12 protein-coding genes are annotated in these 16,541 nt (G+C 55.9%); 11 read left to right on the forward strand and 1 reads right to left on the reverse strand.

Annotation, left to right across the window (positions count from 1 at the left end; translation table 11 throughout):
* Positions 1–58: 58 nt before the first annotated feature.
* From PYH37_RS13950 to PYH37_RS13960, 3 genes are read left to right on the forward strand one after another with little or no spacing between them, the layout of a single operon-like run.
* Positions 59–1,429 carry a protein kinase domain-containing protein gene (locus PYH37_RS13950; RefSeq protein WP_280735526.1) on the forward strand — a complete coding sequence of 457 codons (1,371 nt, stop codon included), beginning with the start codon at positions 59–61 and terminating at the stop codon, positions 1,427–1,429.
* On the forward strand, positions 1,429–2,604 hold the full coding sequence (locus PYH37_RS13955; protein ID WP_280735527.1) for a UvrD-helicase domain-containing protein: 1,176 nt from the start codon (positions 1,429–1,431) through the stop codon (positions 2,602–2,604). Before PYH37_RS13950 ends, PYH37_RS13955 begins: the two co-directional genes overlap by 1 nt.
* On the forward strand, positions 2,601–3,998 hold the full coding sequence (locus tag PYH37_RS13960; RefSeq protein ID WP_280735528.1) for a hypothetical protein: 1,398 nt from the start codon (positions 2,601–2,603) through the stop codon (positions 3,996–3,998). The genes PYH37_RS13955 and PYH37_RS13960 overlap by 4 nt, the downstream gene beginning before the upstream one ends.
* On the opposite strand, the gene PYH37_RS13965 is transcribed toward PYH37_RS13960, so the two are convergent.
* Entirely contained in the window at positions 3,995–4,906 is a 912-nt protein-coding gene (locus PYH37_RS13965; RefSeq protein ID WP_280735529.1) for an S-4TM family putative pore-forming effector, read from the reverse strand. The genes PYH37_RS13960 and PYH37_RS13965 overlap by 4 nt on opposite strands.
* Before the next feature lie 303 nt (positions 4,907–5,209).
* On the opposite strand from PYH37_RS13965, the gene hsdR reads away from it, so the two are divergent.
* The 8 genes from hsdR to PYH37_RS14005 all read left to right on the forward strand — a co-directional run bounded on the left by hsdR (position 5,210) and on the right by PYH37_RS14005 (position 16,236).
* Positions 5,210–8,746: a type I restriction-modification system endonuclease gene (gene hsdR / locus PYH37_RS13970; protein ID WP_280735530.1), complete on the forward strand. Its 3,537-nt coding sequence runs from the start codon at positions 5,210–5,212 to the stop codon at positions 8,744–8,746.
* Positions 8,746–10,236 (forward strand): class I SAM-dependent DNA methyltransferase, encoded by a 1,491-nt coding sequence (locus tag PYH37_RS13975; protein ID WP_280735531.1) that lies wholly within the window; start codon positions 8,746–8,748, stop codon positions 10,234–10,236. Before hsdR ends, PYH37_RS13975 begins: the two co-directional genes overlap by 1 nt.
* Entirely contained in the window at positions 10,233–11,729 is a 1,497-nt protein-coding gene (locus tag PYH37_RS13980; protein WP_280735532.1) for a restriction endonuclease subunit S, read from the forward strand. Before PYH37_RS13975 ends, PYH37_RS13980 begins: the two co-directional genes overlap by 4 nt.
* Positions 11,726–12,085, forward strand: a complete 360-nt coding sequence (locus PYH37_RS13985) for a hypothetical protein (protein ID WP_280735533.1) — start codon at positions 11,726–11,728, stop codon at positions 12,083–12,085. Before PYH37_RS13980 ends, PYH37_RS13985 begins: the two co-directional genes overlap by 4 nt.
* A 291-nt stretch (positions 12,086–12,376) precedes the next feature.
* Positions 12,377–12,979 carry a hypothetical protein gene (locus PYH37_RS13990; RefSeq protein WP_280735534.1) on the forward strand — a complete coding sequence of 201 codons (603 nt, stop codon included), beginning with the start codon at positions 12,377–12,379 and terminating at the stop codon, positions 12,977–12,979.
* A 444-nt stretch (positions 12,980–13,423) separates the two neighbouring features.
* Positions 13,424–13,990 (forward strand): recombinase family protein, encoded by a 567-nt coding sequence (locus PYH37_RS13995; RefSeq protein WP_280735535.1) that lies wholly within the window; start codon positions 13,424–13,426, stop codon positions 13,988–13,990.
* A 131-nt stretch (positions 13,991–14,121) separates the two neighbouring features.
* Positions 14,122–15,432, forward strand: a complete 1,311-nt coding sequence (locus PYH37_RS14000) for a hypothetical protein (RefSeq protein WP_280735536.1) — start codon at positions 14,122–14,124, stop codon at positions 15,430–15,432.
* 345 nt (positions 15,433–15,777) lie between these two features.
* Positions 15,778–16,236 carry a hypothetical protein gene (locus PYH37_RS14005; RefSeq protein ID WP_280735537.1) on the forward strand — a complete coding sequence of 153 codons (459 nt, stop codon included), beginning with the start codon at positions 15,778–15,780 and terminating at the stop codon, positions 16,234–16,236.
* The last annotated feature ends 305 nt before the right edge of the window (positions 16,237–16,541 follow it).

Raw genomic sequence — 16,541 nt, forward strand, 5'->3', positions numbered from 1 at the left:
CAACTTGCGTGTTTTCTATAGCAACCTATAAGTTCATAGGGGCATCAGGGGAGAGGGTGTGTCAATCAGCGATTCTGAAAATACTAACCGCGCCATTGCCGATAGGTGGTGCGCGGCTCAGGGAACAGGCTGGCGAGTCGTTGACACAGCAGGGCGGGGAGGTACCGCTCCCGTTTTCGAGCTTGAGACTCCCATTGGACCACGAGCTCTCAAATTACTCGATCAAGGGTATTCCACTGGAGCGCTTCGCGAAGAAAGTATTCGCAGAATCACCATTCAAATTACCGAAATCGGAGTGCACGACTGCCCTTACCTAGTCAAAGTATTCGACGGTGGGGAGTTCGAAGATCGGCTGTTCCTACTCATGAACAGAGCGCCCGGGGGCGAGCTTACGAAAGTCTTGGACGTTATTCCCCGCGAGAAAATCGCGAATATTGTAGATCAAGTTGCTCGCGCATGTTTGTTTCTTCGGCATCGAGGACTTTGTCACAGGGATATAAAATCCGAAAATATATTCGTAACAGATGATTTTAATCAAGCAACTCTGCTGGATGTGTCGGTAGTGCGGAAGGTTTATGATCCGCTTGGCTTGGGCACAGACCACGGAAACAGTCTTCCCGTCGTGGCAACCTCTCGCTATACTCCTCCAGAGTATCTCTTTCGTCTTCTGGAGCCGAGTGAAGAACTGTGGCACGCAGTTGATGTATACCAGCTTGGCTGTTTGATCCATGACCTTGTCATGCGAGTACAAATATTTCACGACGAATACCAGCGAGCATCGGATAATCGGTACAGATTTGCCTGGATAGTTGCTACCAAAACGCCGACGATCTCTGCTTCGGATGTGGACACGGGTCTCATCCTACTCGGCCAGCGAGCAGTTGATAAAAACTGGCAGCGCCGCTCTGCTTTGCGTATCGAAGACTTTTTGCAGGAAGCAGATAGCCGGAGTCGGTTGGGATTGGAGGCGATTGGCTTACTCCCAAGAGAGAAAGCCAAGGAGGGCTTAGCAGCAGGGCCGCTAACCCTTCGCACAGTGCTGTCGCACCATGCGCAGGAGTTGAAGGAAGCGGTTCGAGAGTATCAAGTAGAGAAGGGAATAACGGCGACCCACGCTGCTTTTCCATTAGGCGACGATCTGCACTGGTGCGTTTCATTCGACTGGGCACTACCAGGTAACCAAGCAGGCATATTTGAGCGCGTCAAACTCAGTTATGAGCTTTACCTGGAACAATCACTGCAAGACCCCCAGATCGCAATGCGTGCTCGTTTGAATGCAGGTACCGAATCTGGGGAAAAGACGGTGACACTAGAGTTGCCCCCGGTGGCCATTGACGACGCTTCGTCGGGAACCCTTTTTTCGAATGCCATTGCTGCAATCAACGATCTCGCGAAGCAATTAATGAACAATCCAGCGGAAGGTAATTAATGTCACTGTGGTGGGCGAGTAAGGATCAGCTTGATGACCATCAGTTGAGCTTGATAGAGGATCTTCAGATTGAAGGGTCTTACCTTGTTCTTGGGCCACCTGGCTCCGGAAAAACGAACGTGTTGCTAAGGCGGGCGCAATTCATCCGATCTCAGAGTCTTCCAAACATTTTGGTCTTGACGTTTACACGACCGCTCACCGAGTTTCTGCGAACGGGTTGCTTTAATGCCAACGGCGACGAGATCTTCCCGCCTGGCCTAATTACTACATACGAAAGCTGGATTCGTGAGATTTATTACAAGAACAAAGTAGAGCTACCTCCTGAATCCGCAAACAACCTTGCTGTCCGCAAAGCACAATTGGCTAAGGGTGCCATCGAGATACTAAAGTCCGCCCCCATGCCCCGTTACGATGCCCTGTTCGTTGATGAGGCACAGGATTTGCTTCCAGAAGAAGTGGAGCTTATCAGAAGCCTCTCAGACCGTTTGTTTTTTGTGGGCGACGATCGGCAGCGGATTTATGGAAGCAAAAATGGTCTTGAATCTGTTCGTGCGCTAGCACCGCCGCCCGTAGAAAAAAAGCTCTCATTCCACTATCGGCTCGCGCCTGAAATCTGTTCGATGGCGGATCGCATCCTGAAGAACGTCGTAGGAGGCGACCTGGCCAGCTCGTCACATTACAAGGGTCCGAAGCCGGCGCGGATTGACATACATGCCCTTCAGGATCGCGCTGCTATCATCGATATAGCAGTTCGCAATCTGATCGCCCAAGCAAGGGTCTATAGCGGCTTGTTGCAACAAGGCGATCGCCTCGGGATAGTTGTGCCAAAGCGAGTCGACCGCGACTTGATTTTTCGTGCACTAGAGGGTCATCAAGATTTAAACGGCAGATCGCAAATTGTGAGAGCACGAACGGGAGACGCGAGCGACAATCATTCTACCGCATTGGATCCGGGTCGGCCCATTCTAATTATGACTGAGCAAGGTTGTAAGGGGCTGGAATTCAGGGCAGTGCATTGGCTATTCGTGGACGACAACACTCAATATCGAACAAATGAGCTTTATTACACCGTCGTAACAAGGGCAAAGACAAGTTTGGACATTTATCACTCCAGCTCACTGCCACCCACTCTTTCACGAGCATATGCTAAGCCTGGAAAGGACATTTGGTCATGAGCATCAATGATGTGTTCTTGATTTGGGCGAGCGACCAAGAACTTGCTGAGGTGTTGGCCGGCCGAGTCGCTGGAAATCCAATCCGCTGGTCACTGGCGAGTGGTCAGAGGGGTAGCGATGACACGGTCGGGGTTCTTGCGCGAATGCCCGACGGCGAGGTGGACCGTTTCCAGCCCATAGCATTGATCGTTCCCCAGGATCGGCAGAGGAGACTGTTCGGCAGATTTGCAACCCTGAGAGAAGAGCTAGCCCCGCTTTCGAGTTGGTGCCACATCCTGCCTGAAAATACATTTGATCTTGTTGACGACGTAACGCGTCACGCTTCTCTGGACGGCTTAGATGCGTCTTGGGCGGGGTTGGTCGTGGCGGAGGCTGCTTTAAGGTCGCGTCGCTCAGTCTCAAAGATAAAGATACCAGCGTGCTTTGCTACCTTTACCTACGCTGTCGCGAGAACTCACGCGCTCTGGCCGCGTGTTAGAATCGATGAGATTGTTGAAAAGTGTGATGTCGCTAATAGTTTGGTGAGAGCGTCTAACTTGGACCGAGCTGTTACCAAGGAGCTCATGCCGATATGGGCCACCCTTATGCAAGCGCCGCAAGGCTATGGGTACCCTGGGCGTGGACTTACCCGTGCCATTCTGGCATTGCAGGATGCACGATCTAGTGAAAGTCAGAATGAAGCGGCCCTGTTAGCAGAATCGTTGCTTCAGTGGCCTGAGCATGAGTTGATAAGGGGTTTGGAAGCCCTGCATCCAGAGGCCCGTGTTCAATCTTTCGACCACCTTGTGGAAGAGCTTCGGAGATCTCTTTCCGGGAGTGACCGCGCTGAGATGTTGAGTTTCACCGCGGGGTATGTTGCCACCATAGCTGCAGGGGGAGCGCCTAGCATGGGGCTTGCTGAGGGCGTCGCCGACCAGTTCCCGGCGGTTCTCGCGTGGGCATATGTTATTGGCAGTATTGGTCATAGAGCGACTTGGACTTCGGCCTTCGATGGCCTCGGCAGGTTGGTTTCACGCGAGCTTTCCCGTCCGTTCCATCTCGATGAGCCCCCACTTTGTGATTTCGCCGTAGACGAAGCTATGTTTGTTGTAGACAAACAGCTCAGTGATCCGCTCGTTCATTTGAAGATTAAACAGCAGCGGCATATCAATGTGGCGTTGTTTCCCGGGGTCAATTTGATTCTTCCCCTTCAGGAGCCACCACAAACAGCCGTGGCCCGACCGCCGTCTCAACCCGCCAGGATTGAGACAAAAGGAGATTTAGGTGCCTTGGTGGAAATGCTTTGGCCTAGTATTCGCGAGAAAATCCTAAGTGACGGGCTTTTGTCGTCCGGCCAAGGCAAGCAGACAACTGGCAAGAAAAATCGGGGCAATCAAGGGAAGTTCAATCTCTAGACACGGACAGCGTCCTCAATGGCTCTGTATTCGGCTATTAAGCTTGCTGAGCCAGTTTCCATCTGAGTCTCGAGTCGTGCCCGCATCAAGCGATATAAGCCAGGGAAAACCAAGGGTGTAGCGCTCCGGCGCGAGTAGATTGAGTCCTGAAGCTCACGGGCGAGTCTCTCCGCGTGTGCGCAGTTGTGCTCACCTTTTGCTGCGTGTTTCCACAAATCCTCGCTCTCCTCTCTTGCTTGATCTTGGCCAGCGGCGGTGTCGCGCTGTCTGACAAATTCACGCATTGTCCAAAGGAGAAGTGGAGATATTGGCGCAAGAAAAGTCAGCACGAAATCGCCCATGTCCATTTCCGCACGGTGAGCAATTAGTACCAGCGTTGCCACTAGAAAAACCACAACTAGCAGCATCACGTAAGCATACATCTTGCGCAGCTTGGCATCGTACCACAAGTTGGTTCGCTGACACATCAGTCGACCAATGTGAGTTGGTACGGTTGAGAAGATTTGCGGATACCAATCTCGGAGCTTCCGATCGTCGGATCTTTTGTCAAATGCTGAAGCTTCTTTGTCGATCAACTTCGAATCCAATTTCGGCCCCACAAGGAATTTGTTCCAAGGAAGATCTAGGACATAAGTGTCAAAGTCTTCGGCAATTCTTGCCGCACGTTTCAGAAGACTACGGTACCAACGGTCGAGTATCCCGACATCCGCTACAGAAACAGCAATCGCGACTGCCGAAGTGTAAGGCTTGAGGATTGGGTAGGCGATGTTGGCGAAGGCCGCCAGGATAGGAAGCGCGACGGTGAGGATGATCTGAGAAATCAGAAGCTGTTTCGCCTGATACCACACCTGGTGGCGAGCCTTCATCAACTTCAGGGCGTGCTCAGTATTCTGTCTCTCCGGTACCATTCTCATTCCACCGATGTTCGACCTGAGGCCGTAAAATTCCTTCTGGACATCAGACTAGTGCCGTGACCAGGACGCAGTTGGAAGTTGGTTCTCGATTGTCGAAGATGTTGCGTGTAGGCGGGAAAATTATTCGTAGTGCCAGTTCGGGCGTGATGCAAACGAAATTGTAAAATATCCGTAGTGCAACCAGCTTGAGGCAGGAGCAATCGCCGCCCTTGAGCCGGTTCGAGATCCCAAGACAAACTGCTCGATTGTTCGAATGGCATCCATGCAATTTGGTTGTCGACGTAGGATGCTCGACCGTTGCTGTCGCATTTTGACCGCTTATTGTGCCCCAATAGTCGAACTTGCCGGACGTGCACAACAACGCCTTCTGCGACCGCAAATTGGTCAACCTGGCGTGAAATAGGTCTGGACACTCCTTTGCCAGTTCGTGCAATGATTGCGGCCACGGGGGCGGATATGGTTGCATCGCTGAACTTTGAGTTTCTTCGAACGCACGACAAACAATTGGCGAATCTGGGCGGGTTCGCGGAGAGTTATTTCCGCACCGATCCCTCTACATCTATCGTCAAGCTGCGGCAGTTCGCGGAGCTCATGGCGAAGATGATCGCCGCCCGCCATGCGTCCTATCGTGACGAGCGCGAGACCTTCGAGGAGACATTGCGGCGGCTCTCCTATGAGCGGATCATCCCCAAGGAGCTAGCCGATGTATTCCACGCGTTGCGCAAGGTGGGTAATGTTGCCGTACATCAGGCGAAAGGTGACCACGCGAACGCGCTGACCTCGCTCAAATTTGCTCGCTCGCTCGGCATCTGGTTCCATCGCACGTATGGGAAGCAACCCGGCTTCAATCCCGGCGCATTCGTGCCTCCACCCGAGCCGATCGATGCGACGACATCATTGCGCGAAGAGATTGAGGCGCTGCGACGCAAGGTGGCGGAGACTGAGGATGCTGCCATCGTTGCCCGCCGGGAAGCTGAGGAACATGCCCGCGCCCGAGAGACAGTCGAGGACCGATTGACGCGCGAGGCGGAGGAGCGAGCGACCTGGGAGCAGCTTGCGCATGAGAGTGAGGTCGAGAAAGTAGCCATTGCCGCCAAGTTAGCCAGTCTCCAGGCCGAGGCTGAGGCGGCTCCCCGTGCTGAAGCCCTGGAACTCATCCAGCGTGGCGAGCAAGCAGCCGCCAGCATTGATCTAGATGAAGGACAGACCCGCGCCATCGTTGACCAGCAGCTTCGAGATCGTGGGTGGGAGGCGGACACGAAGACGCTCCGCTATAGCGCCGGTGTTCGTCCTTCTAAGGGACGCAACATAGCAATTGCCGAGTGGCCAACTGCAAACGGCCCCGCGGACTATGCGCTGTTCGTCGGCACGATGCTAGTCGGCTTCGTTGAGGCAAAGCGCCGCCGCAAGAACGTCTCGGCCGCCATCGACCAGGCGGAACGCTACTCGATAGCGATCAATGCCGATGAGTTTAGCTCGGCTGGCGGGCCGTGGGACGGGCACCGTGTCCCCTTCGTCTTCGCCGCTAATGGTCGTTCCTATCTCAAACAAATTGAGACCGAGAGCGGCATTTGGTTCCGTGACACGCGGCGTAGTGTCAACCATCGTCGGGCGCTGGTCGATTGGCCGACGCCGGACGGTCTGACGAGATTGCTCGAGGTCGATGTGGATGCAGCAAACGCGGCGCTCAAGGCTCGATCGTTTGAGTTTGGCTTTCCGCTCCGCCACTACCAAGAAGCCGCAATACGATCAGTGGAAACAGCGTTGTCAGCCGAGCAGCGGTCAATGCTCGTGGCGATGGCGACCGGTACGGGCAAGACTAAACTCGCCATCGCGATGCTCTACCGTCTTCTGTCGGCCAAGCGCTTCCGCCGCATCTGCTTCGTCGTGGACCGCAGCGCCCTGGGGCATCAGACCGAAGGCGAGTTCTCCACGACAAAGGTGGTCTCAGGCAAGACCTTCGCAGAAATCTTCGGTCTGAAAGGCCTTGAGGATGTGACGCTTGAGGTGGACACTAAGGTCCATATCTGCACGATCCAAGGGCTGGTGAAGCGTGTGCTCTATGCCGCCGACACTTCCGAAGCTCCACCGGTCGATCAGTATGACCTGATGGTCATTGACGAATGCCATCGTGGCTACCTCTTGGACCGCGAGATGTCTGACGAGGAATTGAGCTTCCGGAACCAGGACGATTACATTTCCAAGTACCGGCGCGTGCTCGAATACTTCGATGCGGTCAAGATCGGTCTGACGGCCACCCCGGCCCTGCACACGACCGACATCTTCGGCGAGCCGATCTTCCGCTACTCATACCGAGAGGCGGTTATTGACGGTTTCCTGATCGACCACGAACCGCCGATCCGCATCGAGACAGCATTGGCACGAACGGGTATCGGGTTCTTCGGGGGACAACAAGTGGAATACCTCGCTCCCGAAACGGGCGAGATCAACACTGCCGTTCTGCCGGACGAAATCCGCTTCGAGGTGGAACAATTCAACAAGCAGGTGATCACGCCTGAATTTAATCGCGTGGTGGCCGAGGAGCTGGCTAGGCACATCGATCCAGCGCTTCCCGGCAAGACCCTAATCTTTGCCGCCACCGATGCTCATGCCGACATGGTCGTGGCTGCTCTCAAGAAGGCATTCGGGGAAGCCTATGGCGAGATCGACGACGCCGCGGTGAGGAAGATCACCGGCAGCGTGGACAACGTCCAGAACCTGATCCGCTCGTTCCGGAACGACACCAATCCGAAGATCGCGGTCACAGTCGATCTGCTGACGACCGGTATCGATGTGCCGAAGATCACGAACCTCGTCTTCCTACGCCGGATCAATAGCCGCATCCTCTACGAACAGATGATCGGTCGGGCAACACGCCAATGCCCCGAGATCGGCAAAGAGGTGTTCCGCATCTTCGACGCTGTGGACCTCTACCCGCATCTCCAGAACCTGACCGACATGAAGCCAATCGTCGTTAACCCATCGATCAGGTTCGAACAGCTTGTCCGCGAAATGGTTGAGGCGACTGACGATCACCAGCGCGAGACGATCCGCGAGCAGATGGCCGTCAAGCTGCGTCGCCGTCTCAGGAACCTGCCCGAGGAAGCCCGGCAACGCTTCGAGGCGGTAGCGGGGGAGACGCCGGAGGCGATGTTGCAGCGGCTGCTCGAAAGTGAGGCGCCCGCGCTCGCCGCCTGGCTGAGGGACCGTGCGGCCATTGGCCCGATCCTCGACTGGCAGTCGGACGGCAACAATCCTCGCTATGTGCCGATCTCCCCCCATAGTGATGAGGTGGTTGCCGTCACGCGGGGCTACGGAGATGCTGAAAGGCCGGAAGATTTCCTCGATAGCTTTGCAGCTTTCGTGCGCAACAACGTCAACAGCATAGCCGCGCTGAAGATGGTCGTGACGCGCCCGCGTGACCTGACCCGCGCCGACCTGAAGGAGCTTCGCCTCGCACTCGACCGCAGCGGTTACTCGGAAGCCAATCTGCGCCGGGCATGGGCTGACGCGAAGAATGAGGAGATTGCTGCCTCAATCATTGGCTTCGTGCGCCAGGCAGCCATTGGCGACCCGCTGATCCCTTACAAGGACCGCGTAAAATCGGCGATGCGATCCATTGTGGCGGGCCGCCGGTGGACTGAACCACAGAGGCAATGGCTAGATCGCATCGAGCGCCAAATGATACTGGGCATTGTGCTTGACCGCACTTCTTTTGAAGAGGAGCCATTCGCCGGGTTGGGTGGATATTCCCGCATCAACCGGGTACTAGAGGGCCAACTCGAGAGTGTTATCACTCAACTGCATCAAAAAGTCTGGGAGAGAGTCGCCTGATGAATGGCCCCCGTTCGCGTGAAATTGTTCAGAAACTCTGGGGCGCTAGCAAGAGCCTCCAAGGTGGCGGCGTGAGCTACTTTGAGTACGTGACTGAACTTACCTACCTGCTCTTTCTCAAAATGCTGGAAGAGGTAACGCGCAATGGGAAGCGGTTGCAAGACGGGATACCGGCTGATTGCCGATGGGCCTACCTCAGACGACTGGAGGGGCAGGAGCGTCTAGATCACTATCGCGCCGTGTTGCTCAAACTTGGCACGAGCGCAGATGTCACGTCGCCTTTGGTTAAGCAGGTATTTACCGATGCCAAAACTTCCATCACCAAGCCCACGGCGCTTGCCACCTTGATTTCGACAATTGACGCCGTGGATTGGTACGCTGCGGAAGAAGATGGGCTCGGAGACCTGTATGAAGGACTTTTGGAGCGTACGACCTCTGAGCGCAAAAGCAAAGCGGGCCAATACTTCACGCCTCGGGCGCTGATAGAGAGCGTCGTCCGATTGATGCAGCCAAAGGCCAGGGAGATCATTCAGGACCCGGCGGCGGGAACCGGCGGCTTCCTGATTGCAGCGCACAGGCGTATCCTCAAGGACACCGACGATCTGACGACCTTGTCTCCGGAGACGGCCTTTTTTCAGAGAAATACCGCGCTGCAAGGATGTGAACTGATTCCTGGAACACATAGGCTGTCTACAATGAACATGCTTCTGCATGGTATAGACACGCCTATCCAACCTTTCGATACTCTTTCGTCAGAGGGAGAAAGCCTAGACAGAGCCGATCTAGTTATCACAAACCCGCCGTTCAATAAATTCCCGGATAGAGTCTTCAGAAGCGATTTTTCCATTACTGCTGACCAACGGAAGGGACCGCTCGCCTTTGTCGAGCATATCGTCCGAGCGCTCAAGCCCGGTGGTCGCGCCGCCGTAGTGGTTCCGGATAACGTGTTGTTCGAGGACAATACGGGCAGACGCCTCCGCACCTGGCTGATGGACCTCTGCAACCTTCACACCATCCTGCGCCTTCCAACTGGCATTTTCTACGCACAGGGGGTCAAGACAAATGTCCTATTTTTTCGGCGGGGGGTAACCGACAGGGGCAACACCAGCTCAGTCTGGGTCTACGACATGCGCGCCAACATGCCCGCCTTTGGCAAGACCCGACCGTTGACCGTTGCCGATTTCGCGGACTTCGAGTCAGCTTATGGCATCGATCCGAACGGGGGTTCCGAGCGGCAGGAGCAGGGTGAGGAAGGTCGGTGGCGCAGCTTTAGCCGTGAGGCCATTGCCGCACGTAATGACAATCTCGACATTGCCTGGCTGCGCGACACAGAGGCCGAAGCCGAGGAGGCGCTCACCGAGCCCGAGGACATCGCCGCCGCCATCATCGGTCACCTAAAGGCCGCGCTGGTGGAGATCGAAGCATTGTCCGAAGAGCTGGAGCCGGATAACGTTGGCGAGGCTGCGGCGATCGCGGAGGCGGCGGAATGAGTGAAATGCCGCGACGATGGACTGGCGCGACAATCGAAGACGTCACGCACTACGTTCAACGGGGCAAGTCACCCAAGTATGTGCCCCACAGTGAATTGCCCGTGATAAATCAAAAATGCGTACGTTGGTCTGGCGTTGATGAAGCTCACCTTAAGTATGTCGATCCATCTCAGTGGAGTGCATGGGGTGAAGAGCGGTTTCTCCGAGATGGCGACATCCTATGGAACTCGACTGGGACCGGAACCATTGGTCGCGCTGCGATCTTCCGCGGATTGACAACAGCTCAGAGGGTTGTTGCAGACAGCCACGTGACGATTGTCCGAGCGAACGGCGCGGTGTTGCCGGACTACCTTCATCGATTAATTCAATCGCCTTCGGTCCAGTCGAAGCTCGATGACATGCAGTCAGGGTCAACAAACCAAGTAGAACTGAGCAAAGCAGAAGTCCTGGCGACACCTGTTCCCCTTGCCCCGCTCCCCGAACAGCAACGGATCGTGGCGAAGATCGACAGCCTCACCGGCAAATCCAGACGCGCTCGCGAACACCTCGACCACATCCCCCGCCTCGTCGAAAAGTACAAGCAGGCTGTGCTAGCAGCGGCCTTCCGAGGGGATTTAACGCGGGAGTGGCGTCGGCGTTATGGTGACATCGCTCCGGTGGCCCACGAGATGGCACTCCAAAGGGCAGAGTTAGCCCAGAAATATCGTCAAAAGCATTACGATTGTAATGAGGTCTTCGTTGCAAACGGTTCTGAACCATTCGCTGTCCCGACGGCCTGGAACTGGGTAAGGGCGGAAGCTATCTGCGGCTTCATTACTAAAGGAACGACACCTCACGCGTCTCAGTTGCAATCGGGGACTGGCGATGTGCCCTTCATCAAGGTCTACAACCTCACTTTTGATGGCAGCCTAAATTTCACTGTGGAGCCGACTTTCGTCTCTCGATCCACGCATGAAGGATTCCTCGCCCGGTCGAGGGTGCTGCCCAATGATGTGCTAATGAACATCGTTGGGCCGCCTCTTGGTAAAGTAAGTATTGTGCCCAGCGATGCACCTGAATGGAACATTAACCAAGCAATTGCCGTGTTCCGCACAATACCATCTGTGTCAGCCGCGTTTCTAGCGAAATGGCTACTTGCCGACGACCTAGTTCAATGGGGGGTTTCGCGTTCCAAGGCTACAGCTGGTCAAAGCAACCTGACACTTGCTATCTGCCGTGACCTTCCTATACCTCTTTGCTCACTCAGGGAACAACAGCAGATTACCCGTCGTATTGATACGGCTTTCACGTGGATCGACCGCCTTGCCTCCGAAGCAACCAACGCCCACAAGCTGATTGACCATCTCGACCAAGCCGTGCTCGTCAAAGCCTTCCGTGGCGAACTCATACCGCAAGATCCGGACGACGAACCGGCCAGCGTTCTCCTTGACCGGATCAGGGCAGAGCGTGGCGCGGCCCCAAAGGGCAATCAGGGGCGGACCAAGCAATCATGACTGTCTACGAAAGCACTTTGACCCCCGGCAACTTCACGCTCCGGGGCACATGGCCGCACATCTACATCACCCCGTTTCTGAAGCTGCTCCCTGCTGACGTGTTCGGTGGAACAACGAAATACGACCGTGCGCCGAGGTCTGTCCGACTAGATTTTGGGCCCCTCTGTACGGACACGTTCGTACCGACGAACAAAAAGGGCAAGCCGCGCTATTTCTTTCAGGATCGCCTCTTCGTCCGCGAATTCTTCGTCAGGACCGGCGCGAAGCCGGGCGATACCGTGGTGTTCGAGCAAGTGACGCCCTATCATTTCCGGCTGTCCCTCAGGACGGTCGGAGGCAAGCTCATCACGGCGTGAGAAGAGAGGACGACGAAACTCGCTGCCGATTGGAATGACGGGAACGCCAACATGATCACCAATGATCAGCGGCTGGGAAAACTGCCTCCGCGATCACCGGGGATCGTTCCGCCTACATGACGACACCCAGACCTTTCCGCACGGCCACATTAGCTTTCCAAATCCGGTCGTCGTCTGCATCGATACCACTGGCGGCTCACCTTTCCCCACGCTAGAAATCGTTCTCTACTATCGGTTGGGGCGGCATCGGAGGGAAGGGCTGTGCGCACTTTGTTTGGCGTGAGACTATGGGTGGCGTTCTGGGTCCTGGCATTGGGTCTTGTCTTGACAAGCCCCGGCCTCGCCCAGGAACTAGCACCCACGGCCAGACCAGCAGAAACCGCAGAGGAACTCACTTTCCTCGCTGTGATCAACAACTACGCACAAATTGTCGGGGGTGCCGTCGCTGCAGCTGCCGCAATCCTCGGACTTCCCCTTCTGTTGCAGAACTACCGTAAGACGAGAGCAGAGATCGAGAGGATCGAGCTGGAGTCGGCCCAGATAAGGGCGGGATTGACCACACGTGTGTTGCCTGAGGATAAATCAGCTGAAGCATTCAATCTCAATATCGAGGGTGACAGCAATGCCGTTCAGATCACCGCTGATCCACGGTTATCAGGTCCGCTCATTCTGCTGGTGGATGTCTTCATCGGCTTTTTCTACTACCAGCTAGCGAGTCTGGCTGTGTCAATCCTGCCGATCTATCCGCTGGACAACGCTATCCACATCGCAGTCTTCGCGGTGGTCTTCATCCCGATATTCCGCGCAGCTCGGAACCTTAAGAGAGACTGGGGACCTCTGGCTTTCACGAGTGTCAAAGCCGTACAGGCAGAAACTCGCGCCCCCTCCGATTAGCCTCCGCCGGAATATTTGATACAAATTTCTGAGCGGGCGATCGGAATAGCGGCAAGCGCGAATTCCCCCCTCTCCCCGCCCTTGGTCCTTAATGAGATGCGCGTTTTTTTATCGGCTTGACCTTTGTTGAATGCGTGTCGGGCTCTTGGACAGAGTCCGCGACAGCAGCTTGCCCGCGCTTCAGACGTGGAACGGCAAGGAGGGAGGCGGCGGCTTGCAGCCGGTCAATAGTGCCATTAGGCCCTGCCCTAAACGCCTCGCTTAACCTGACGTAGGATCAGTGAAGCGATTGAAGTCGCTCTCGACTAGAACTGTCCAGATGAGTAGGGGCCAATGGACGTCCGCCTCATGCTGCGATGATGTGTCCAAAAGACTACCTATTGACTTTTGGACACGATTGACTCACAAGCCTAGATGCTAATGGACACATCGGGGGCTGATAACATGCAAGTTGGATACGCGAGGACATCAACGGAAGAGCAGGTCGCCGGGCTGGAGGCCCAGGTGCGAGACTTAGAAGCTGGCGGGTGCGATCGCGTCTACCGGGAGCAGGTATCGGCACTAGGGGACCGACCTGAACTGGAGGACGCACTGTCGTTCCTTCGCTCAGGCGATACGCTTGTCATCACGAAGATTGACCGCCTTGCTCGAAACACGCGCACGCTTGGGGATATCGTTGATGATCTTCACAGGCGTGGGGTTGGCCTAAAGGTTCTGCAATTCGGCAAGGAGACGCTCGACACCACTGGTGCCTACGGTCGGCTGATGCTGAACATGTTTGCCGCATTCGCCGAGTTCGAGCGCGATCTGATGAAAGAGCGGCAGAAGGAAGGGATCGCCAAGGCCAAGGCCGAGCGGAAATACAAGGGCAGGAAACCAACCGCCCGAGCCAAGGCCGGAGAAGCGATCGAACTCTTCCGACAAGGAAGATCGGTCTCCGAGATAGCTAAAGCGGTTGGCATCGGGCGTGGTTCCGTGTACCGCGCTCTGGAAGCTGCGGGCCTGAAGTAGCCCTCGCTCTCACCGTGACACTTAGGAGGCCGCTGGGGGCGCTGTGAGCGTTACCGAGCCTTCGCATGTCTGTCGGCGCCCCGCTGCCTGGAAGTGCGGGGTGGCTATTTTGACGAATTGGAACTCTATGGATGGATAAGGTCGCACCTATCTTTGACGTACCGGACGACGAGGTCGAGGAACGGGATCGTCCCTTCAACGCCTTTCGGTTCGCTGCGTCCGAGAACGCCAAGGCCATTGTGACGGAAGTCATTGGTTTGCTTTTGAACTACGAAGCCTATTTCGGGCTCAAGAAGAACAAGCGACGTGCGAAAGACCAGGAGACGTTCGACCTCACCGTCGACGCCATCCTATCCGACCTCATGCATCACCATCTCGTCGGAGAGGACGGAAGCATTTACGTCACCCGCTCCAACCGAGTCTTGGGCACGAAGAGCCGCTACCGACCACGCGCGTACAGCAAAATGTTCCCGTACATCCTGGACCTCCTGGCGAAGCCGGAAATGGGCTTTGTCGTGCAGGATGTGGCACCTGCGATCGAGGGGCTGGCGCGGTCGACGGTAGTCCGAGCGGGACAGCGACTCTTGTCGCGGATCGATGAAGGTGAAATCGGATTGGATGATCTAGGCGAGCATCCGCATGGCGAGACGATTATCCTGAAACGCACCAAGGACGTTGACGACTACTGGGATGATGGCGGTTGGCAGGAGTATCAGGACACTGCAGTAACCGACCAGTTCCGCCTGGAACTCGACCACATTAACCAGTGGCTGGCTTCGGCGGACTTGAGGTTCGAGAACACAGGCATCCCGTGGCCCCAAACGACATTCCACATCGGGGATCGGCAACTGCGTCGCGTCTTCACCCAGGGACGTTTCGACAGCGGCGGCAGATTGTTCGGCGGCTTTTGGCAGCGCCTCCGTAAGCATGAGCGGCGACAGGGGCTATGGATCAGCGGTGAGAAGGCCGTCGAACTGGATTACGGGCAGGTTGGTCCACGTATCGTGTATGCCCTGTCCGGGCAGAAGCCGCCCACAGACGATCTGTACCACCTCTGGGGCTACACTCAGCAGAGGGATGGCATTAAGCGCGTGATGAGTGCCATGATCTTCGCCTCCGATCGGCTGGACAGATTTCCAAAGGGCACCCGCAAGCTGTTCAGAAGGAGCGATAACATCGGCGAAGTGGTCGAAGCGATTGAGGCAAAGCATCCGCTGATCAAGGATAGTTTTCATCGCGGCCTCGGACATGAAACCCAGTTCGTCGAAAGCCAGATCATGGTCGAAGTAATTCTTACTCTCAAGGCAGAAGGTATCGTGGCTCTGCCAATCCATGACGCAGTGATGGTCCCAGCTACCAAGGCCTCCACCGCAACCGAGGTCATGCTCTCCACTTTCCATAGGCACACAGGGGTGGAGGGGATTGTTACGGAGGAGGCATGAGAAGAGGTCTCTAACCTCTCCTTCCTTCTCTTCATCATGGTCGGGTGGAACCTCTCCAACTACCTATGAGGAACCTACCACTCACCTTAGAGGGACTCGAGATTGGAAACAAACTGGACAAGAAAACGCGGGAGACGGGACGAGGTAAAGGCCCGGGCAGCCGAGCCCAGCCAAATGTTCTCCCGGTGTCGCGTGATCGGCTGCAGCAAGCCCGCTCGTGCTGGAACGGGCGACGGTCTGGACACGCGGTTCTGTCGTTCCCATGCGGATCACTACGCCCGGCATGGTAGCCCCTACAAGCCCTCCTATACCGCTCAAGAGATCGGCCCATATCGCAAGGCGGCCATGGAGTGGCTGAAGGCGAACGAAGGCGATCTGTGGGTCCGCAATGCTATTGACCGCGTGAGGACACTGTACGAGACCGCAGGGCCTCACGTAGAGGCGTTCCGGCTGCGCGGGTTGTCTCCAGAGGCTCGCGCCAAGGCAGCCTGGGCGAGGCTGAGAAAGGCCAACGTGGACCCGCGCCGGGTGGTTGTAGCGTGGCTCGCTATAGAGACGATCGTTCGTGATGATCCACAATCGGACACGAAGGCCGAATACAAGCGTGTTCAGGCCGCGAAGCTCATTCACAAAATGGCTTCCGGGACGCATAAAAAATGGGGCGATGGACCAGACGCTAAGCAGCTTCACGTGTATCCGAGATCACGCGGGAAAGTGCTGAGGCACATGGGCCGAGATGCCGAGAAAGCCTGTGAGCTTCTGGTGCAGCATTTGGAGCCCCGGTTCCATCGCGCAACTACCTAATGCCTCGTTCGCACCCGCTGAAGTCTTTGGCAATCAGCGTGTGCTCTTTATGACGCCCAGGCATTACCTACGAGGCACGCCAGAAGAGGCGTTCCGAAGACGACCGCCAGGTACGGACTTGTCGATCACACAGCGACATGACGCTCCATCCAATATCGCACTGGCGGTAAATGGCACTCGCGCTTTGTCGTTCAGGTCGAGCCTTGAACGCCATTTGCAAGAGCAAGTATGGGGACGCCCTGCCTAACAAAATCCTGAAGCGGGATCATCTCCAAAAGCGGATTAAATACAAATAAACCAATCGC

Origin of the sequence: Sinorhizobium numidicum, assembly GCF_029892045.1 — a bacterium.
Taxonomy (GTDB): Bacteria; Pseudomonadota; Alphaproteobacteria; order Rhizobiales; family Rhizobiaceae; genus Sinorhizobium; species Sinorhizobium numidicum.

What these genes read in the sequence shown, in the direction of transcription:
- PYH37_RS13955 (WP_280735527.1), top strand. Translation starts at nt 1,429, where the DNA reads ATGTCACTGTGGTGGGCGAGTAAGGATCAGCTTGATGACCATCAGTTG.
- PYH37_RS13960 (WP_280735528.1), top strand. Translation starts at nt 2,601, where the DNA reads ATGAGCATCAATGATGTGTTCTTGATTTGGGCGAGCGACCAAGAACTT.
- PYH37_RS13965 (WP_280735529.1), bottom strand. Translation starts at nt 4,906, where the DNA reads ATGGTACCGGAGAGACAGAATACTGAGCACGCCCTGAAGTTGATGAAG.
- PYH37_RS13975 (WP_280735531.1), top strand. Translation starts at nt 8,746, where the DNA reads ATGAATGGCCCCCGTTCGCGTGAAATTGTTCAGAAACTCTGGGGCGCT.
- PYH37_RS13980 (WP_280735532.1), top strand. Translation starts at nt 10,233, where the DNA reads ATGAGTGAAATGCCGCGACGATGGACTGGCGCGACAATCGAAGACGTC.
- PYH37_RS13985 (WP_280735533.1), top strand. Translation starts at nt 11,726, where the DNA reads ATGACTGTCTACGAAAGCACTTTGACCCCCGGCAACTTCACGCTCCGG.
- PYH37_RS13995 (WP_280735535.1), top strand. Translation starts at nt 13,424, where the DNA reads ATGCAAGTTGGATACGCGAGGACATCAACGGAAGAGCAGGTCGCCGGG.
- PYH37_RS14000 (WP_280735536.1), top strand. Translation starts at nt 14,122, where the DNA reads ATGGATAAGGTCGCACCTATCTTTGACGTACCGGACGACGAGGTCGAG.
- PYH37_RS14005 (WP_280735537.1), top strand. Translation starts at nt 15,778, where the DNA reads ATGGAGTGGCTGAAGGCGAACGAAGGCGATCTGTGGGTCCGCAATGCT.